Below are 19,189 nucleotides of genomic sequence, written 5' to 3' on the forward strand. Positions count from 1 at the left end.
CGTGGATTGATCAGCGCGATCTCTACGGCAATTCCGAGAAGCACCAGTCTGAGCACTTGCACAGCTCCCGCGTTATCCAGCGGGTCATTCCCATTGCCGCACTTCGGGGACTGGACGCACGACGGACACCCCACCCATGGCCGGCATCACCGCAGCCATTGTTGTTAGTCCCATTCGTGGTCATTGCGTCTCGGGGGAGATGTGTCGCCGTTAGCGGGTTCCCCATGCCTGCCGGCGATATGGTGGTCGCGCTATTTGCATTCCGTGGTCGTGGTAACGCCGGTCGGGCGCTAGTTTTCTGGTATGCCGAGCTGGGACCCCTTCGCCCACACCTCCCGCGAACCGGCGACCGTTAAGGCCCTGCGCGCCAAAGCCACCGACATCGACGTCACCATCCGGCCGCGTAAGGAATGGGCGCGCCGCTACGCCGAAAGACAGCTCGCCAAGGCATGATCCGGCGGCGGCGCGGGAGATCCCGCCGCCGGCACGGCAGTGGATAAGCTGTGGGCATCCAAAAGAGACGTAGCCCCAACCCCGAAGAGCGACGCCGCATCCTGTGCGATGCGGCGATCCAGTTGCTGGCCGACGAAGGCGCCAAGGGCTTGAGTCACCCGAAAGTCGACAAACTCGCCGAAGTCCCCAACGGCACCACGTCGTTCTATTTCCGGACCCGCTCGGCGCTGCTGATGGCGACCGCCCAACGGCTGGCGGAACTGGATCTGGTCGACCTCATGTCGGTGGCCGAGCCCACCGGCTCGGAGGACGCCGTCGTCTCGGCCCACGCGCCCCGGCTCGCGACCATGGTCATGCTTTCGGGTGCCGAGCCGCGCCTGAGCCGCACCAAGGCACGCTTCGAACTCATGCTGCAGGCCAACCGTGATCGAGAACTTGCCGAAGTGTTCCGGCACAACAACGAAGTGTTCGCCGACCTGCACCGCCGTGAGATCCTCGCGCGCTCGAAACCTGGCTTCGAGCCCGAGCCGGACGTGCTCGAGGAGCAGACGGCGGCCACGATGTGCTTCCTTGGCGGTGTGCATATCGCTCTGATCGGCGGCGACCGTTTCATACGTGACGCCGAACAACTCGATCGGCTGTTGCGGGCCGTCGCCGATGGCGTCGCGGCCGAATACCGAGAAGAACCCAAACCGCGTCGTCGCCGAGCCGGCAAAGCCGGCTAGGGGTTCCCCGACATCGCCTGCGCGACTCCCGTCGAGGCGGGACCGCAGACCTCTGAGTGTCGTTGTCAGACAGGTAGTCCCATGGTCTTGATCTCCAGGTATGCACGGAATCCGGCCGCGCCGTTTCTGCGCCCGAGCCAACTGCGACACCGCCTTGATCCACAACGACCCCTGCTACCGGTTGTTCCGGCCTGATCTAGAGAATCCCACCCGAGCCGATGCTGAGCTCGCATTCCCGGTCCAGCAGGCAATGCCGATTCCCTATATCGAACCGGCCGACATCGGTCGCGCGGTGCTGTTCCTGGCCTCCGACGAGGCCAGCTACATCACGGGTACGCAATTGCGTGTTGATGCGGGGGGCTACCTCAAGTGGTACGACTACCACGTCTGACGCGTCGGGTGCGTAGGCCCGGGTAGCCGGCAGCTAGGGCAACTCCGCAAGCACCAGTCGCAGCACTTGTACGGCTCCCGCCTTATCCAGCGGGTCATTCCCGTTGCCGCACTTGGGGGACTGGACGCACGACGGACAGCCCATCGGGCATTCACACGCCTCGACGGCCGCGGCAGTGGCACTCAACCAGGTTCGCGCCTGCCGAAAACCGCGTTCGGCGAAGCCCGCCCCGCCCGGATACCCGTCATAGACGAATACGCTGGGCTCGCCCAGCGGACCGAGGGCGGTGGACATTCCGCCGATATCCCCGCGATCGCAGCTGGCCACCAACGGCAGCAACCCAATCGCGGCGTGTTCGGCGGCGTGCAACGAGCCGGGAATCCGCGTTGCGTCAATTCCCTTGCTTGCCAATGCTTCCGGCGTGATGGTGTACATGACCGCAGTGGTGTCCAGGACGTGCTCGGGCATGTCCAGCTCGATGAAATCGATGACCTCCCCGGACAGACGCCGACGTAGGTACCCCACGACCTGGTGGGTGACCCGGACCGGCACCACGCCCAGGGTCACCGGGCCGAACGTCGACTGCTCGCCGCTGCCGGTGACCTTGATGTCGGTGATTTCGCGGGCGAACGTCGCATAACCGGGATCCTCGGCGTGCACGAACGCGATTGCCTCCTCGAGATCCAGCGAATCGACGACGTACGTGTCGCCCTGGTGCAGATACACCGCGCCGGGGTGCACCGAGGCGGGAGCCTGACCGAGGCCGGTGCTGCCCAGCAGTCGCCCGGTGTCGGCCTCCACGATGACGATCTGGCCGCCTGCCGAGCCCCGGATGTCCACCGCCCCATGCGGTTCTAGCCCGGGCACGGGGAAGTACTTGCCGGCGCGCCGGCGCAACAACCCGTCGTCGACCAACCCCTCGGCCACCTGCACGGCACCGAATTCTCGAACCTCCACCTCTTCAAGCGGCAATTCTGTTGCAGCACAAAGCAATTGCGGCCCGAGGAGATAGGGGTTGGCCGGGTCGATCACCACACGCTCGACCGGTTTGTCCAGCAGCGCTGCGGGATTGTGCACCAGATACGTGTCCAGCGGATCGTCGCGGGCGATCAACACCACCAGTGCACCCTGCCCACGGCGCCCCGACCGGCCGGCCTGCTGCCAGAACGAGGCAACCGTCCCGGGAAAACCGGCCAGCACCACCGCATCCAGCCCGGCGATGTCTACGCCCAATTCCAGCGCGTTGGTGGTGGCCAATCCCCGCAATCGGCCCTCTGCCAGCGCGCGCTCCAGTGCGTTGCGGTCCTCGGCGAGATAACCGGCCCGATATGACGCCACCTTCTGCGACAGGTCCGCGGCGATGTCGGCCAGCCGCGCACGGGCGCCCAGCGCGGTCAGCTCGGCAGCCCGCCGGGAACGCACGAACGTCAGGGTCTGGGCGCCCTCGGCGATCAGGTCGGCCATCACCCGCGCCGCCTCGACGCCAGCCGACCGTCGCACCGGGGCGCCGTGTTCGCCGGTGACGTCGGTGCGCAGCGCCGGTTCCCACAACGCGACGGTGCGCTCGCCCTGCGGTGAGCCGTCTTCGGTGACCTCCTCGACCGGCAGACCGATGAGTTCGGCCGCCGTCTCGCCGGGCGAATCCGTCGTCGCGCTGGCGAAAATGAAGGTCGGCTGGAATCCTGGTCGAGCCGAGTAACGCGCGCACAGCCGCAGCAGGCGGCGCAACACCATTGCCACGTTCGAGCCGAAAACACCGCGGTAGTAATGACATTCGTCGACGACTACGAAGCGCAGCCCGCGCAGCAGGACGGCCCAGCGCGGATGATTTCGCAAGATCGACAGATGGATCATGTCCGGGTTGGAGAACAGCCAGCGGGAACGCTCGCGCGCGAACCGGCGAACTTCGGCGGGGCTGTCGCCGTCGTACGCGGTGGGTGCGACATCCGCTAATCGCGGCACCGCGGTGGTCAGAGCGTGCGCAGCGCGCAACTGGTCGTGACCAAGGGCCTTCGTCGGAGACAGGTACAGCACCCGGGCCAACGGATCCGTCGCCAGCACGTTGAGTACCGGCAGTTGATAGGCCAGCGACTTGCCCGATGCGGTACCCGTGCTGACCACGACATGACGACCGGCGTGGGCCAATTCGGCGGCCTGCGCCTGGTGTGACCACGGTGTGGTGATGCCGCGGTCGGTAAAGGCCGCAATGACGTCGGATTCGGCCCATTGGGGCCAACTGTGCGGCCGGCCACTGCGCGCGGGCAGCTCCGCGACGTGGCGCAGCGGATGCTCGTCCGGGGCAGTTCCCGCGAGCGCGACCGCGAGCAGGTCGCTGCCGAAACTCGCCACGTCACACCCTCCAAGGATCAGTCGGGGACACAAGTCTGTCGCCGACGCGACGAACATGATTGACTGTTTGCGGTCGTAGCTTCTGTGTTCGTGTCAAAACTTCGCAGGATCGACGTTGCGACCCGCGGTTCCTGCGAGGTTAACGGTCGGGTGAAGTTCCGACGACTCCGCGAGGTATGGCGGTGACAACGGGCCCGGAGCACCGAAAAGCGGTGCTCCGAACCTTGAAGAAAAGGAAAGATCGAGAAATGCCGAAGGGAACTGTGAAGTGGTTCAACGCGGAGAAGGGGTTCGGCTTCATCGCCCCTGAAGATGGTTCCGCGGACGTTTTTGTCCACTACACGGAGATCCAGGGTTCGGGATTCCGCACCCTCGAAGAAAATCAGCAGGTCGAGTTCGAGATCGGCCACAGCCCTAAGGGCCCCCAGGCCACCGGAGTCCGCTCCGCTTAAATCGAGCAGATTCGGACGAAAACCCCCCGTGCAACCCGCCCTGCGGGTGTCGCCGGGGGGTTTTCACTATCTATTCATTCCTGCGCAACCTTTGGCTGGAAGCGGGCGACACGCCACCTGTCTCGCCGCGCCGGATGCCTGAAAGCGGGGACGGCCGGCCTGGCTTACTGTCGGTGTGGTGAGCCAGCTTTCCTTCTTCACAGCGGAGGCGGTACCGCCCGCCGTCGCCGATCTGTGCGGGGTGCTGGCGGCCTCTGGCCAAATCGTGACCGTGGGCGCCCCAGATGTCTCCGAGGGCCGTGGCGCCCGGCTATCGGTCGTCGTGGATCAGCTCTGGCGCGCCACGGCGCTGGCCGAGATGATCTCCGAGGCCGGCTTGGTCCCCGAGATCGGCCGCACGGACGAAGACACACCTTTGGTGCGGACGGCGATCGACCCGTCGCTGAGCGCGATCGCGGCCGAATGGACCCGCGGCGCGGTCAAGACGGTGCCGCCGCGGTGGCTGCCCGGTCCGCGCGAATTGCGGGCGTGGACCATCGCCGCGGGCACGCCCGAGGGCGAGCACTACCAGCTCGGTCTGGATCCCCATGCCCCCGACACCCATTCGCCGCTGGCGTCGGCGCTGATGCGGGTCGGGATCGCGCCCACCCTGATCGGCACCCGCGGGGGGCGCCCGGCGCTGCGGATCAGCGGCCGCCGCAGGCTGTCGCGGCTGGTAGAGAACGTGGGGGAACATCCTGACGGTGCCGAGGCGTTGGCGCTGTGGCCGCGGGTTTAACCGCGCAGCCCCGGATCGCGAAACCGTGCAAAGCGACGATTTGCAGGCGCCCGGGACGGCACCCGACACACCGGTTTGGCCGTCGCTAAGACCTGCGTCTTCGGGGAGTCGGTTTGCGTCTGCCCGCCTCAGGGTGCGAAATTGTCAGGTGCCCGAAGGGAAGGAACGCCGGCGTATCTGAATTTCAGCGGAATTTCAGACGTCTGCCGGTCATTCTTCCTGCAGGGCGGCCTCGAACGGAGGCCGAGAGAAGAGATGGAGCGTAAGCGCAGGTGGCTGATCCAACAAAAGGCCGCGACAGCAGCGGCAATGGCAGCCTGAGGCGACTTGTGATCGTCGAGTCGCCGACTAAAGCGCGCAAACTCGCGGGCTACCTGGGCTCCGCCTACATCGTCGAGTCGTCGCGTGGGCACATCCGCGACCTGCCGCGCGCCGCCGCCGACGTGCCCGCCAAATTCAAGTCCGAGCCGTGGGCGCGGCTGGGCGTCAACGTCGACCACGACTTCGAGCCGCTCTACATCATCAGCCCGGAAAAGAAGAGCACGGTCACCGAGCTCAAGGGCCTTTTGAAAGACGTCGACGAGCTCTACCTGGCTACGGATGGTGACCGCGAGGGTGAGGCCATCGCCTGGCACCTGATGGAAACGCTGAAGCCGCGCATTCCGGTCAAGCGGATGGTGTTCCACGAGATCACCGAGCCGGCCATCCTCGAGGCCGCGCAAAACCCCCGCGACCTCGACATCGACCTGGTCGACGCGCAGGAAACCCGCCGCATCCTGGACCGGTTATACGGCTACGAAGTCAGTCCGGTGCTGTGGAAGAAGGTCGCGCCCAGGCTGTCGGCCGGCCGGGTGCAGTCGGTGGCCACCCGCATCATCGTGCAGCGCGAACGCGACCGCATGGCGTTTCGCAGCGCGGCGTACTGGGACATCGTTGCCCAGCTGGACGCCAGCGTGTCCGACGCCAACGCGCAGCCGCCCACCTTCACCGCCCGGCTGACCTCTGTCGACGGATTGCGGGTCGCGACCGGACGTGACTTCGACTCGCTGGGCACGCTGCGTAAGGCCGACGAGGTCGTGGTGCTCAACGAGGCGCGGGCCACGGAGCTGGCCACCGGTTTGCGGGGAGCTCAGCTGTCGGTGGCCTCGGTCGAGGAGAAGCCCTACACCCGACGGCCGTACGCGCCGTTCATGACGTCGACGTTGCAGCAGGAGGCCGGCCGCAAGCTGCGGTTCTCGTCGGAGCGGACGATGAGCATCGCGCAGCGGCTCTACGAAAACGGCTACATCACCTATATGCGTACCGACTCGACGACGCTGTCGCAGTCGGCGATCAACGCGGCGCGCACCCAGGCCAGTCAGCTCTACGGCGACGAGTACGTGTCCCCGTCGCCGCGGCAGTACACCCGCAAGGTCAAGAACGCCCAGGAAGCCCACGAGGCGATTCGCCCGGCGGGCGAGACGTTCGCCACCCCGGATGCGGTGCGCCGTGAACTCGACGGCGACGAGTTCCGACTCTACGAGCTGATCTGGCAGCGCACGGTGGCCTCGCAGATGGCCGACGCACGCGGGACCACGCTGAGTCTGCGGATCGCCGGCACCTCGCGAAACCAGGGGGCCGGCCCGGAAGGCGACCAGCCGGTCGTCTTCTCGGCCAGCGGTCGAACAATCACCTTCGCCGGCTTCCTGAAGGCCTACGTGGAAACCGTGGACGAATTGGCCGGCGGCGAGGCCGACGACGCCGAGCGCCGGCTGCCCCAGCTCACCGAGGGGCAACGGCTGGCGGCCCTCGAGCTCACCCCCGACGGCCACGCCACCAGCCCGCCGGCCCGCTACACCGAGGCCTCGCTGGTCAAGGCGCTCGAGGAGCTGGGTATCGGCCGTCCGTCGACGTATTCGTCGATCATCAAGACCATCCAAGACCGCGGCTACGTGCACAAGAAGGGCAGCGCGCTGGTGCCCTCGTGGGTCGCGTTCGCCGTCACCGGCCTGCTGGAACAGCATTTCGGCCGTCTCGTCGACTACGACTTCACCGCGGCGATGGAAGACGAGCTCGACGCGATCGCGTCGGGCAGCGAGCAACGCACCAACTGGCTCAACAACTTCTACTTCGGCGGCGACCACGGCGTGCAGGATTCGGTGGCGCGCGCCGGAGGGCTCAAGAAGCTCGTCGGTGTCAACCTCGAGGGAATCGACGCTCGAGAAGTCAACTCCATCAAGCTGTTTGATGATTCGGAAGGCCGCCCGGTCTACGTCCGGGTCGGCAAGAACGGGCCGTACCTGGAGCGCACGGTCGTCGGCGAGGACGGCGAGACGAAGCCGCAGCGTGCCAACCTCAACGACTCGCTGACTCCCGACGAGCTGACGCTGGAGGTGGCCGAAGAGCTTTTCGCCACCCCGCAAGAGGGTCGCTCGCTGGGCGTGGACCCGCAGACCGGACACGAAATCCTGGCCAGGGACGGCCGTTACGGGCCGTACGTCACCGAGGTCCTGCCCGAGCCGCCGCCGGACGACGGTGACGCGGCCCCGGCGAAGAAGGGCAAGAAGCCCACCGGCCCCAAGCCACGCACCGGCTCACTGCTGCGCACCATGGATCTGCAGACCGTCACGCTCGAGGACGCGCTGAAACTGCTGTCGTTGCCCCGGGTGGTCGGTGTCGACCCTGCGTCGGGCGAGGAGATCACCGCGCAGAACGGGCGCTATGGCCCGTACCTGAAGCGCGGCACGGATTCTCGTTCGCTGGCGACCGAAGAGCAGATGTTCACGATCACCCTGGACGAGGCGCTCAAAATCTACGCTGAGCCGAAACGCCGTGGCCGGCAAGCTGCTTCGGCTCCGCCGTTGCGCGAGCTGGGCAACGACCCGGCGTCGGGCAACCCAATGGTGGTGAAGGACGGCCGATTTGGGCCGTATGTCACCGACGGCGAGACCAACGCCAGCCTGCGCAAGGGCGACGACGTGCTGTCGATCACTGACCAGCGCGCCGCCGAGTTGCTGGCCGACCGGCGGGCCCGGGGTCCGGCGAAACGGCCCGCGAAGAAGACCACGCGCAAGGCGCCGGCGAAAAAGGCCGCCAAGCGCAGTTAGCGCCCGAGGCAATCACATAATTTCGCTGGCTACGTCTTGATTGACGGCGCGCGGGGAAGAAACCGACTGCGGCACAGCCAGATTCAACGGCCGGGCCAGCTGAGTAGGCGCGGCGCGCCCGCGTAGCTCGACCACCTCGCCGACATCCCAGCACAGCGCTTCGGCGTCCAGCGCGCCGCTGACCGCGATCGCCGACGCCAGCACATGCCCGGGCTCGAGCTTGGCCAGCTCGGTCAGCCGTGCCGCCTCGTTGACCGGGTCGCCGATCACGGTGTACTCGAAGCGGGCCTGCGCGCCGATATGGCCGGCGATGGCCCGCCCGGAGGACACCCCGACGCCGAACTCGGCCGCGCCGATCACCGGCAGGAGTTCGTCGTGCAGCTCCCGGGCGGCCGCCAGCGCGCCACCGGAGGCGTCCGGGTGTTCGATCGGCGCGCCGAAGATGGCCAGCGCGGCGTCGCCCTGGAACTTGTTGACGAAGCCGCCGTGGCGCCCGACGGTGTCGACCACCACCCGGAAAAATTCGTTGAGCAGGTGGACCACCTCGGCGGGCGGACGCGTCGCGGCGAGCTGGGTTGAGCCGACCAGGTCGACGAACAGCACCGCGACGTCGCGTTCCTGGCCACCCAATTCGGTGCCGCGTTCCAGCGCCCGGCGGGCCACGTCCTCGCCGACGTAGCGGCCGAACAGGTCGCGCAGCCGCTGCCGCTCGGACAGGTCGCGGACCATGTCGTTGAAGCCGGCCTGCAGCAGGCCGAGCTCACTGGCGTCATAGATCTGCATGTGCGCGTTGTAGTTTCCGCGCTGCACCTCCGAGAGCGCCCAGCGCAGCTGGCGCAGCGGGTCGGCGATCGACATGGCCACCAGCAGGGTGCTGATCAGCCCGACGCCCAGCGCGGTCAGGGCCAGCAAGAGGATGGGATTGAACAGGCTCTCGGGTGCGGCACGGAGCAGCGACACCTTGTCGGCCACGACGGCCAGCACGATCGCCAGCAGCGGCACCGCGGTGGACAGCATCCAGGTCAGGATCTGGCGCAGGATGACGCCGGGCGCCTTGACGTTCTCCGGTACGCCGCTGCGCAGGGCGGCCACGGCCACCGGCCGCAGTACTCGTTCGGATTGCAGGTAGCCGATGATCGCGGTTGCAGCGGCCCCCAATGCGGTCGCGACGGTGACGACGGGCGCGGCGAACCGGGCCACCGACCAGCTGGCGACGACGAAAACCACGCCGCCGATGCACCAGTACACGACCGTGCTCACGGTGCGGTAGTACGGCATCCGCAGGGCACGGCTGCGGGCCAGTTCGGTGGCAGCGGGATCAGTCTCGGCGAGCATGTTGTCGCGGCGTTGCCAGCGGAACACCGGCAGCAGCAGTCTGAGGTTGACCACCACACCAACGAGAAACAGGATGACCAGCGTGCTGGCGAAGATCGCCAGGTTGAGCGTGGGCAGATCCTGCAGTTGAATACGGTCCTGGGGCGGGAGGCCGTAGCGCAGGAAGCCGAGCACGAACAGGGCGCCGATGATGTCGGCCTGCAGCATGCTCAGCGAGAACAGTGGCCATGGAGTGCGCACTACCCACCGGACGAACGCGCTGATTCGCCCGGGCAGAGCACCCGGTGTTGCCACCAACCCACCGTATCGGTCAGCAGGGACTACCCGGTAACCCTTAATCGCTTCGGCAAGTCGCCGGGTCCTGGCGAAATGCCGGAAAAGATCACGGAACTATCGCGATACGGTAGCCGGGGGGTGGACGTCGTTCTATCTCACTAATGTTGCCGGTGATGTCCGGAGTGTTTACGCGGCTGGTAGGCCAAGACGCGGTTGAGGCCGCGCTGCTCGGCGCTGCGAGGGCCGCCCGAAGTGATCCCGATCACAGCGATGGGGACCACGGGACTATGACACATGCGTGGCTGATCACCGGCCCGCCGGGGTCGGGGCGTTCGGTTGCCGCGTTGTGCTTCGCGGCCGCGCTGCAATGCACGTCCGACGGCGAGCCCGGCTGCGGGCAGTGCCGGGCCTGCACGACGACGATGGCCGGCACCCACGCCGACGTTCGCCGGGTGATCCCCGAAGGCCTCTCCATCGGCGTCGACGAGATGCGTGCGATCGTGCAGACCGCGTCGCGGCGCCCGACGACCGGGCACTGGCAGATCGTGGTGGTCGAGGACGCCGATCGGCTGACCGAGGGTGCCGGCAACGCGCTGTTGAAGGTGGTCGAGGAACCGCCGCCGTCGACGGTGTTCCTGTTGTGCGCGCCGTCGGTCGATCCCGAAGACATCGCGGTCACGCTGCGGTCGAGATGCCGGCACGTCGCTCTGGTGACGCCCTCGACCGAGTCGATCGCGCAGGTGCTGATCGACAGCGACGGCCTGAGCGCCGACACGGCGAACTGGGCGGCGTCAGTCAGCGGCGGCCACGTGGGGCGGGCGCGCCGGTTGGCGACCGACTCGGAGGCACGGGAGCGGAGGGAGCGGGCGTTGGCATTGGTGCGCGATGCGGCGACCCCGGCGCGCGCCTACGCCGCCGCCGAAGAGTTGGTGGCCGCGGCCGAAACCGAGGCCGTCGTATTGACCGCTGACCGCGCCGAGGCCGAGACCGAGGAGCTGCGGACGGCGCTGGGGGCCGGGGGCACCGGTAAAGGCACCGCCGGGGCCATGCGCGGCGCCGCGGGCGCGATCAAGGATCTCGAGCGTCGGCAGAAGTCCCGCCAGACCAGGGCCTCGCGCGATGCGCTGGACCGAGCGCTGATCGACCTGGCCACCTACTTCCGTGACGCGCTGGTGGTCTCGGCCCGCGCGGGTGGGGTGCGGGCCAACCATCCCGACATGGCCGAGCGGGTGGCGGCGCTGGCCGCGCATGCCGCACCCGATCGGCTGTTGCGCTGCATCGAGGCGGTGCTTGCGTGCCGCGAAGCGCTGGCGGTCAACGTCAAACCCAAGTTCGCCGTCGACGCGATGGTGGCCACCATCGGTCAGGAACTGCGGGACTGAGCGGGCCGGTTTTTGGGCGTGCGCGCCCGGCTGCCGTAGACTCGTGCCGCCCAGCTTGAGGGTGCGCCGCCTTAGCTCAGTCGGTAGAGCGATTCACTCGTAATGAATAGGTCGGGGGTTCGATTCCCCCAGGCGGCTCCATCAGCCCACCGTGAGTTGGGTCACCTTCAGCCCTCATTGGGGCAGCCTCCGGGTCGCTGCGGCGTTGCGTAATGCAGTCGCTCGATCAAAGGGCGGCACTATTTCGAGCGAGGCCGTGATGCACAACGAATTCCATTACTCCTTCGGCGAGGCGGTATGGGGCGTGGCGGGAATCATCCTGCTACTGGCCTTCGGCGATGTTCTGGTCGTACTCGCTCTCGCCTTGGTGATCGCGGGCGTGATTGCCGCGGTCTGGAGCTATCGCCAAGTGCATCGCGAGCAGCACGACGGGGACTTGGCTCCGGTGACTCAGCTGCGCCCGGCGCCGGCGGTTCACCGGCACCCGGTAGCGACGCCGATCCAGGGGCCCAGCGCCGCGTAGCCGCAGCGCATTAAAACTCCGGCGTTTTAAATCCTCGTCTGTGCCGGCGGCCGGTGACAGGGTTGCCCATGCTTCGAGTGCTGATCGTGGGTATGGTTTTTTCTGGAATTGCTTCTGCGCCAAGTGATATCGCCTTGACGAGCGGGTCGCCGGCCACGATCGACATCAGCTTCTCCGACGCGACCTATGACTGCGGAAACCAATCGCCGATCAGGATCGTGGGCGAGGACTCGACGATCACCTTGACCGGGTCGTGCGGCGAGGTCGACGTCAGCGGCGTTGCCAACACCGTGAACCTGCAAACCGTGGCCGCCATCTTGGCCATCGGCACCGGAAATCACATCACCTGGGAGAAGGGGCCAGGAGGTGGCGTCCCGCAAGTCAGGAACCCGGGCCGCAGCAACGACATCCGGGGACCAGGCGGCCTTCAGATCGGCTAGTTCAGCGCTGTCAGGCCGGCGCCAGGAATCCCACCGGCCCCGACGCAATGCACAGCGCCAGCGCGGTGGTGTTGGCCCGAACCATGATCGCGTCGCCGGCGCCCGGCACCCGGGCATAGACCCGGTTGAGTCCGGGGTGCACCGGAACCTTGACGCCGGGACCCTCCGGCAGCGAGACCGTCATCGAGCCGTCGCTGTTGGCCAGGTAGTTGAATTCGACGGTCCAGTCGGCCGGCAGCAGCGGCCCGTCGAGCATCATGCGCGCCGGTTTGTCCGGCTGGGCGAAATACCCGCATTGCGGCATCGGTCCGGGTTTGATGGTCCGAATCCAGGTGACCCGTGCCGGGATCAGTCGGCCCGCACTGTCGAACATTCTCAATTGAGTTGTGGCCGTGGCAAATTCCGGTCTGTCGCGCAGTAGGGCGAACATGTGGCTGGCCAGGTTCTCGGGATAGGCGACCCGCTGCAGGATCAGCGGATCGACCTCCTGATCCAGCAGCGGGGCAGTCGAATTCGCTTGGGCCGCAGCTAAACTGGCTTGCGCATTGCGCAGATAGCGCTCGGTTGGGTTGTCGCGCCAACTGGTCAAAAACGTCGCCGTCGAGTACAGGCTGCTGGCCACGAACAGCGCGGCGAGACCCGTCGTCACGACGGCCCGTCGCGCCGAGGTGTCCAGCCAGCGCGCACCCAGTGACCGGTTCGGTGCGCACAGCCCGACGGCGGCCAGCAGCGCCAGCACGACGACGAGATCCGGCAGATAGCGCAGGGTTTGGGCGAGTTCCAGCGCGGTGAGCTTCGAGGAGCGCATCAGATAGATCGGCACCTGGCAGGCCACGGCGTAACCGGCGGCGGTCAGCCACACCGGGCCGAGGCGCTGCTTGCGGACCAGCGACAGCGCCAGCACCGCGATCAGCACCAGCCAGCCCAGCGCCATCACCAACGGCGGGGGAGTGGCCCACGGAGAGGCCGGCGCCCAGCGGTCCCAGTGCCAGGGCCCGCCGGCCAGCCCCGGCACGATGCCGTGGGTGACGGACCGCGCCAGCAGATCCCCGGTCATCGCCAGGTCGGAACTCCATCGCTGCTGATTGACCACCGCGAGGTAGAGCGCCGCCCAGGCGACCGTCAGGATCAGCGACGCGACCCACAACCGCAGGCCGCCGCGCCAGGCCGTCAGCAGCGCCGAGCCCTCACCGCGCACATGGCACAGCAGCGCTGTCACGGCGAAGGCGACGAACGGAATCACCGCGGCCTTCTCGAAGAACAGCAACCCACCCAGATAGACCAGCACGCCGGTCAGCGCGTAGCGCTGGTTGCCGGTGCGCACCAGCAGCACCGCGTCGGCGCACACCCAGGCCAGCGCCGCGAGCATCGGCAGCGAATTCAGCGCCGCCGCCCACCACGCGAATCCCGGCACTCCCAACGGGGTGAACAGCGCGAACGTCAGCGGGATCAGCAGCACGCGACGCCAGCCGAGGATCACGTACAGCGCGCGCAACAGCGCCAGCCAGGCCAGCAGCTGCAGCACCACGAGGCTGATCGCCGGCCCGGTCCAATCCAACGGAGCCAGCCGGATCAGCGCGCCCGCAATCAGAAACGCCCCCGGCATCACGTGGCCGTCGTGGTCGTCGAACAGATACGACGGCGACAGCAGGCCCTCGGTTCCGGCCTTCCCGATCAAAATCAGGTCGTCCCAGTAGAAGTAGCCGCCGAAGGCCAGCACCGCGCGTATCACCAGCGCGACCACGATCAATACCGCCGCGGCCACCCCTATGTATGGTGGGCCGGTGCGCGCACTGGTCACCGGGGGAGCCGGATTCATCGGGTCGACGCTAGTCGACCGCCTACTGGCGGACGGCCATTCGGTGGTGAGCCTGGACAATTTCGCGTCGGGCAAGGCGCGCAACCTCGAGCATCTGGCCGACAATCCCGAACACGTCTTCATCGAGGCGGACATCGTGACCGCCGACCTCGAGGCGATTCTCGACGAGTACCGGCCCGAGGTGGTGTTCCACCTGGCCGCCCAGATCGACGTGCGCCACTCGGTGGCCGAGCCGCAGTTCGACGCCTCGGTCAACGTGATCGGCACGGTGCGGCTGGCCGAGGCCGCGCGCCGCACCGGCGTCCGCAAGATCGTGCACACCTCGTCGGGGGGATCCATCTACGGCACCCCGCCGCAGTACCCGACGCCCGAGACCACGCCCACCGACCCGGCGTCGCCCTATGCCGCGGGCAAGGTGGCAGGCGAGATCTACCTGAACACCTTCCGGCACCTGTACGGCCTGGACTGCTCGCACATCGCGCCGGCCAACGTCTACGGCCCGCGGCAGGACCCGCACGGCGAGGCGGGCGTGGTGGCGATCTTCGCGCAGGCGCTGCTGTCCGGTAAGCCCACCAAAGTGTTCGGGGACGGCAGCAAGACCCGCGACTACGTGTTCGTCGACGACGTCGTGGACGCATTCGTCAAAGCCTCCGGCGAGGCCGGCGGCGCGCAGCGGTTCAACATCGGCACCGGAATTGAGACCTCCGACCGCCAGCTGCACACGGCGGTCGCCAAAGCCGTTGGCGGACCGGACGATCCGGACTTCCATCCGGATCGCCTCGGCGATCTGCGGCGGTCGTGTCTCGATATCAGTTCAGCGGCAAGGGTTTTGGGCTGGCATCCGCGGGTGGAACTCGAAGAAGGCGTGCGTCGCACCGTCGAGTTCTTCCGGCAGGCTCACGCCGGCTAGCGCGGCTCCGGCGCCTGGGCGCCCTCCAGCGCGACGGCCCGGGCCAGGCGCGCATAGCGCAACTCCAAGTCCTTGAACCGCATATACGTGCTCAGGGTGGTGAAACTGAACGCCATGATCAGCGCGTAGAGCATCAGGTCGGTGCCGCGGCGCACCCCGAACCAGTGCGCGACCACGGTGGTGTCGTCGGGCCGCAACACGGCGTAGATGCCGCCCAGCACAAAGAAGATGTAGCCGACCTTGACCCAGGCCTTCGAGCGCGAGCTGCGCCGCGACCGCAGCAGGTAGATCAACAGCACGATGATCAACCCGATCAGCAGCACCTGGAGCCAGTTCATCTCGGAATCCTTCCTCGCGGGAACCCGTCGAAAATGATGTTGACGCCGTTGAGCAGCGGCTGGCCCTTCGACTTCGAGTAGTCGGTGTAGAGCACCTCGACCGGCTGTTCGACTACGCGCCAATGGTTTTCGGCGATTAGCATGATGAATTCGTTGGCGTGGCTCATCCCGTTCATCGTGATGTCCAGCCCGTCGGCCACCGTCTTGTTGAACACCCGCAGCCCGTTGTTGGTGTCGGTCAGGCCGAGCTGGCGACCGCGCGGGCTCAACCGCGCCGCCGTCTGCAGCACGATCCGTTTCAGTAACGGCGGCCGGCTGCTCTCCAGCCCGCCGAAGCGCGTCCCGATGACGATGTCGACGTCTTCGGCGACGAGCCGGTCGACCATCGCGCACACGTCTTTGACGCGATGCTGCCCGTCGGCGTCGAACGTCGCGAAGATCCGCGCACCGGGCTGGCGGCGGGCGTACTCGACGCCGGTTTGGATGGCCGCGCCCTGTCCGAGGTTGACCGGATGGCGCACCAGATGAGCCCCGGCCTTCCGGGCGATCTCGCCGGTGCCGTCGGTACTGCCGTCGTCGACGCAGACGACGTGGTCGAAAACGGAGCGGACATCGGCGACCACCTCGCCGATGACCGTGGCTTCGTTGAAGGCGGGAATCACGATCCAGACGCCCTGGTAATCCGTTTCGATGTTCACAGGGTAGCCAGGATCAGCCGGTTAGGCGCCCGGCGCGCGCCAGGCCCGCCAGGTGTACGCCGATTCCCACCAGCGGACCGCACAGCAGCGCGACCACGGTCCGGGTCTCCAGCGGCAGCGGCAGCAGCAACAAGAGCCCCGAGGCCGCGGTGGCCCCGACCCACCCCAGCGCGTAGGCCCGATGCAGCGCGGCGGCCACGGTCGCGGCGCCGGTCAGCGTCAGCATCGCGATCGACAACGCCGCACCGGTCAGCCACGCCAACAGCGCGCCGCCGGCGTCGTAGGACGCACCGAAGGCGCCGCGCAGCAGCCATGGCCCCACCAGGCCGGCCGCGAGCACCCCAACGGCGCCGATGCCGGCGATGATCGCCGCCGGTGCGAGCAGCGCCCGCAGCCGATCGCTGCGCGCGTCCACGAAATGCGCGATCAGGTTGCCCTGCATGGCCGTCAACGGCACCAGCAGCGGCGCGCGGGTCAACGTGACCGCCAGGATGATCACACCGCCTTGTGCCCCAAGGTGATTCGATGTCAGCTTGAGCAGCACCGGGAATCCCATCACCAGGATCGCGCTGGCGCCGGCGGCGGTGATCGAGTGCGCGGTGCCTCGCAGGAACGTCGCGGTGTTGCCGGGTGTCAGGAGCCGGGCCGCCGCGCGGGCCGTGGGTGAGGTCACCAGGACGACCAGCCAGGCCACCGCGCCGGCCACCGTCGCCCACAGAAAGCCCGTCAGACCCCAGCCGAGCGCCACCGTGGCCACCGCGATCGCCACCCGCATGACCGCGTCGGTCACCATCAGTGCCCCGTACTGGGTCCATTGATCGGTGCCGGCCAGCATGCCGAGCAGGGTGGCGTGCAGGCAGAACCCGGCCAGGCCGACGGACAACAGCGCCACCGACAACCAGCGCTCCTCGGCGAACACCCGCCCACCCCACAGCGGCGAGCTGCCCGCGATCAGGACGGCCGCGGCGACGCCGATCATCGCGGCGACGCGCAGCGGGTGGTTGCGGAAGTCGGGCCCCGGCAACGCGTCGACGTAGCGGGTGGCGCGGACCTCGCGGGTGGTTTCTTGCAGCAGGCCGAAGGCGGCGCCGGTGACCAGGCCGAACGCCCCCCAGAACACCCCGAACACCGAGAAGCCGCTCGGCGCCAGGTCACGGGCCGCCAGATAGATCACCGCGTAACCGCACACCGCGGTCAATGCTGTCGCGGCACCGACCCGGGCCATGCTGCTACGTGCCACCGGTCCCTGGGATGCTCCCGCGGACCCGGCAGCGCCCAGTGGGGACGCCGCACCGCCGACTTCGGTCATCGGCGCGGCGCTTTCGGCCGGCTGCCCCTAGCTACCGCCAGTTTCGCCACAATTTGAAAATAGTAAGTGCGCCGTCGCCATGGCTGGCGGTGGCGACCACCTTCGCCTTAATGTGAGCGGCTGTCTAGGAAGGACCCATGGCCGCCGCTCGCATCTTCGGGATTTCGCTGTTGGTCACGTTGGCGGCCCTTGCGCTCGGCTATGCCCACGGCGGGCTCAATGCCCTGTTTCTTCTGGTAGCCCTGGGCGTCCTCGAGGTGTCGCTGTCCTTCGACAACGCGATCATCAACGCCACGGTGCTGAAGCGGATGACCACGTTCTGGCGGCAGATGTTCCTGACGATCGGGATTCTGGTCGCCGTGTTCGGTATGCGGCTGGTGTTCCCGCTGCTCATCGTGTGGGCGACCGCAGGCCTCGACCCGGTTCGCGCGCTGCACCTGGCGCTCAATCCGCCGCCGCACGGCGCACCGGAATTCCCGGACGGCTCGCCCGGCTACGCGAAGCTGGTGCTGTCGGCCCACCCGCAGATCGCGGCTTTCGGCGGGATATTTCTGCTGATGCTGTTCCTGGATTTCGTCGTTTACGACCGAGACATCAAGTGGCTCAAGTGGATTGAAGTCCCCTTCGCCCGGATCGGCCGTCTCGCCGAGGTTTCGGTGGTCGCCACCGTCATCGTGTTGGTGCTGGTCGGCACGCAGTTGACCCACTCCCGTGACGAGTGCGCGACGGTGCTGACGGCCGGGCTGCTCGGCCTGGTGACGTATCTGATCGTCAACGGGTTGAGTACGGCGTTCCGGCCGCCCGACGTCGACAGCGCCGAGCCGTCGGCGGCGGCCGTGGCAGTGGGCAAGGCCGGCCTGATGCTGTTCGTGTACCTCGAGGTGCTCGACGCGGCCTTCTCGTTCGACGGCGTCACCGGCGCCTTTGCCATCACCTCGGACCCCATCGTCATCGCCCTGGGCCTGGGGTTGATCGGCTCGATGTTCGTCCGGTCGATCACGGTCTACCTGGTCCAGCAGCAGACGCTGGACCGCTACGTGTACCTGGAACACGGCGCGCACTGGGCGATCGGCGCGCTGTCGGTGATCATGCTGCTGTCGATCGAGCCGCGCTATGAGATCCCCGAGGTCGCCACCGCCTCCGTCGGCGTGGTCTTCATCGGGGCGGCGTTCGGATGGAGTGTGCTGCGCAACAGGCGCGACGCCGCGACCGCCTGAGTCACGCCTCGATCTGTCCGGCGATGCGGCGTTCGATGCTGGCCCGCGCGGGCGCCGGCAGCGCGATGAGCCCCTCGAGTTCCTTGCCGGCTCGCGCGTAGGCAATCTGGCGCTCCTCGCGCGTGGCCCCCTCGTCCTGCGCCAGGTGCAGCAGGTTCTGGGCACGGGCCAGCCGCTGTTGTTCGTCTTCGGCGAAATCGCTGCGGCGGCGGCGAATTGCCTCGGCCTCGGCGATCTCGAATGCGCTGATGTACTCGTGGACCGCGTCGCGGTAGTCCAGGTACGCCGACCGATCGCCGGCGAAGTCCTCGGGCCGCTCCGGCCGCAGCAGGTCCGCATGCCGCCTGGCCTTGTGGAACGCGATGGTCAGCGGATCGCGCATGTTCGTCATCAGCGGGAAATCCAGCAGCTTGGCGACGTCGACCTCGTACTCCAGCCACCGTGCATCCGTACGGTCATGTGCGGCAAGCAGTTTCGTGAGATCCCGGCGGGCGTTTTCCTCGTCGCCGCGGACCCGACCGGACGCCTGGGCGACGGCGATCTTGGCCTGCTGTTTGAGCCGGTACCGTTCCTGCCGTCGCTGCGCCCGGCGCTCGTTGGCGGCGGCCACCGCCCGCACGCCGGTTCCGATCGCACCCGCGAACGGGAAGATCAGCCACCAGAAGTTCGCGGCGAAATGCAGCACCGGGGTCACATCGCCAGGATGCC

General features: G+C 67.6%; 16 protein-coding genes, 1 tRNA gene and 3 pseudogenes. 12 read left to right on the forward strand and 8 right to left on the reverse strand.

Going from position 1 to position 19,189, the window contains the following annotated elements; genetic code table 11:
- Positions 1-20: 20 nt before the first annotated feature.
- Positions 21-131, reverse strand: a pseudogene (locus SKC41_RS31850) (hypothetical protein); the annotation flags it as partial.
- A 178-nt stretch (positions 132-309) separates the two neighbouring features.
- Between SKC41_RS31850 and SKC41_RS09645 the strand changes: the two are divergent.
- From SKC41_RS09645 to SKC41_RS09655, 3 genes and pseudogenes are all read left to right on the forward strand, one after another.
- Positions 310-453 (forward strand): annotated as a pseudogene (locus SKC41_RS09645) (amidohydrolase family protein); the annotation flags it as partial.
- Positions 454-503: 50 nt separating this feature from the next.
- A complete protein-coding gene (locus SKC41_RS09650; protein ID WP_330977422.1) occupies positions 504-1,178 on the forward strand; it encodes a TetR/AcrR family transcriptional regulator in 675 nt (224 codons plus the stop codon).
- Positions 1,179-1,347: 169 nt separating this feature from the next.
- Positions 1,348-1,569 (forward strand): annotated as a pseudogene (locus SKC41_RS09655) (SDR family oxidoreductase); the annotation flags it as partial.
- Positions 1,570-1,602: 33 nt separating this feature from the next.
- Here the strand turns inward: SKC41_RS09655 and SKC41_RS09660 are convergent.
- Complete coding sequence (locus SKC41_RS09660; protein ID WP_330977423.1) at positions 1,603-3,918, reverse strand: DEAD/DEAH box helicase; 2,316 nt, start codon at positions 3,916-3,918, stop codon at positions 1,603-1,605.
- A gap of 248 nt (positions 3,919-4,166) precedes the next feature.
- On the opposite strand from SKC41_RS09660, the gene cspA reads away from it, so the two are divergent.
- The 3 genes from cspA to topA all read left to right on the forward strand — a co-directional run bounded on the left by cspA (position 4,167) and on the right by topA (position 8,234).
- On the forward strand, positions 4,167-4,370 hold the full coding sequence (cspA, locus tag SKC41_RS09665; RefSeq protein WP_090607448.1) for a cold shock protein CspA: 204 nt from the start codon (positions 4,167-4,169) through the stop codon (positions 4,368-4,370).
- Between the two features lie 178 nt (positions 4,371-4,548).
- A complete protein-coding gene (locus SKC41_RS09670) occupies positions 4,549-5,148 on the forward strand; it encodes a hypothetical protein (protein ID WP_330977424.1) in 600 nt (199 codons plus the stop codon).
- 272 nt (positions 5,149-5,420) lie between these two features.
- Positions 5,421-8,234, forward strand: a complete 2,814-nt coding sequence (gene topA / locus SKC41_RS09675) for a type I DNA topoisomerase (RefSeq protein ID WP_330977425.1) — start codon at positions 5,421-5,423, stop codon at positions 8,232-8,234.
- A gap of 12 nt (positions 8,235-8,246) precedes the next feature.
- On the opposite strand, the gene SKC41_RS09680 is transcribed toward topA, so the two are convergent.
- Complete coding sequence (locus SKC41_RS09680) at positions 8,247-9,908, reverse strand: adenylate/guanylate cyclase domain-containing protein (protein WP_330978820.1); 1,662 nt, start codon at positions 9,906-9,908, stop codon at positions 8,247-8,249.
- 110 nt (positions 9,909-10,018) lie between these two features.
- On the opposite strand from SKC41_RS09680, the gene SKC41_RS09685 reads away from it, so the two are divergent.
- The 4 genes from SKC41_RS09685 (at position 10,019) to SKC41_RS09700 (ending at position 12,190) form a co-directional block, all read left to right on the forward strand.
- Positions 10,019-11,227 carry a DNA polymerase III subunit delta' gene (locus SKC41_RS09685; protein WP_330977426.1) on the forward strand — a complete coding sequence of 403 codons (1,209 nt, stop codon included), beginning with the start codon at positions 10,019-10,021 and terminating at the stop codon, positions 11,225-11,227.
- Between the two features lie 65 nt (positions 11,228-11,292).
- Positions 11,293-11,368, forward strand: a tRNA-Thr gene (locus tag SKC41_RS09690).
- Positions 11,369-11,486: 118 nt separating this feature from the next.
- Positions 11,487-11,750 carry a hypothetical protein gene (locus SKC41_RS09695; protein WP_330977427.1) on the forward strand — a complete coding sequence of 88 codons (264 nt, stop codon included), beginning with the start codon at positions 11,487-11,489 and terminating at the stop codon, positions 11,748-11,750.
- 134 nt (positions 11,751-11,884) lie between these two features.
- Positions 11,885-12,190, forward strand: a complete 306-nt coding sequence (locus SKC41_RS09700) for a DUF3060 domain-containing protein (protein ID WP_330977428.1) — start codon at positions 11,885-11,887, stop codon at positions 12,188-12,190.
- 10 nt (positions 12,191-12,200) lie between these two features.
- Here the strand turns inward: SKC41_RS09700 and SKC41_RS09705 are convergent, their stop codons facing one another.
- Complete coding sequence (locus SKC41_RS09705) at positions 12,201-14,009, reverse strand: hypothetical protein (protein WP_330977429.1); 1,809 nt, start codon at positions 14,007-14,009, stop codon at positions 12,201-12,203.
- Here SKC41_RS09705 and SKC41_RS09710 point away from each other — a divergent pair.
- On the forward strand, positions 13,975-14,919 hold the full coding sequence (locus tag SKC41_RS09710; RefSeq protein WP_330977430.1) for a GDP-mannose 4,6-dehydratase: 945 nt from the start codon (positions 13,975-13,977) through the stop codon (positions 14,917-14,919). The two genes, SKC41_RS09705 and SKC41_RS09710, sit on opposite strands and share 35 nt — an antisense overlap.
- On the opposite strand, the gene SKC41_RS09715 is transcribed toward SKC41_RS09710, so the two are convergent.
- Genes SKC41_RS09715 through SKC41_RS09725 form a run of 3 tightly spaced genes read right to left on the reverse strand, consistent with a single transcriptional unit; the run spans position 14,916 to position 17,264 of the window.
- Entirely contained in the window at positions 14,916-15,257 is a 342-nt protein-coding gene (locus SKC41_RS09715) for a DUF2304 domain-containing protein (RefSeq protein WP_330977431.1), read from the reverse strand. The two genes, SKC41_RS09710 and SKC41_RS09715, sit on opposite strands and share 4 nt — an antisense overlap.
- Entirely contained in the window at positions 15,254-15,955 is a 702-nt protein-coding gene (locus tag SKC41_RS09720) for a glycosyltransferase family 2 protein (protein ID WP_330977432.1), read from the reverse strand. Before SKC41_RS09720 ends, SKC41_RS09715 begins: the two co-directional genes overlap by 4 nt.
- Positions 15,956-15,968: 13 nt before the next feature.
- A complete protein-coding gene (locus tag SKC41_RS09725; RefSeq protein ID WP_330977433.1) occupies positions 15,969-17,264 on the reverse strand; it encodes a hypothetical protein in 1,296 nt (431 codons plus the stop codon).
- 137 nt (positions 17,265-17,401) lie between these two features.
- On the opposite strand from SKC41_RS09725, the gene SKC41_RS09730 reads away from it, so the two are divergent.
- On the forward strand, positions 17,402-18,481 hold the full coding sequence (locus SKC41_RS09730) for a DUF475 domain-containing protein (protein WP_330977434.1): 1,080 nt from the start codon (positions 17,402-17,404) through the stop codon (positions 18,479-18,481).
- A 1-nt stretch (position 18,482) separates the two neighbouring features.
- On the opposite strand, the gene SKC41_RS09735 is transcribed toward SKC41_RS09730, so the two are convergent.
- Positions 18,483-19,175, reverse strand: a complete 693-nt coding sequence (locus SKC41_RS09735) for a hypothetical protein (protein WP_330977435.1) — start codon at positions 19,173-19,175, stop codon at positions 18,483-18,485.
- Positions 19,176-19,189 lie beyond the last annotated feature (14 nt).

Origin of the sequence: Mycobacterium sp. 050128 (assembly GCF_036409155.1) — a bacterium.
Classification (GTDB): domain Bacteria; phylum Actinomycetota; class Actinomycetes; order Mycobacteriales; family Mycobacteriaceae; genus Mycobacterium.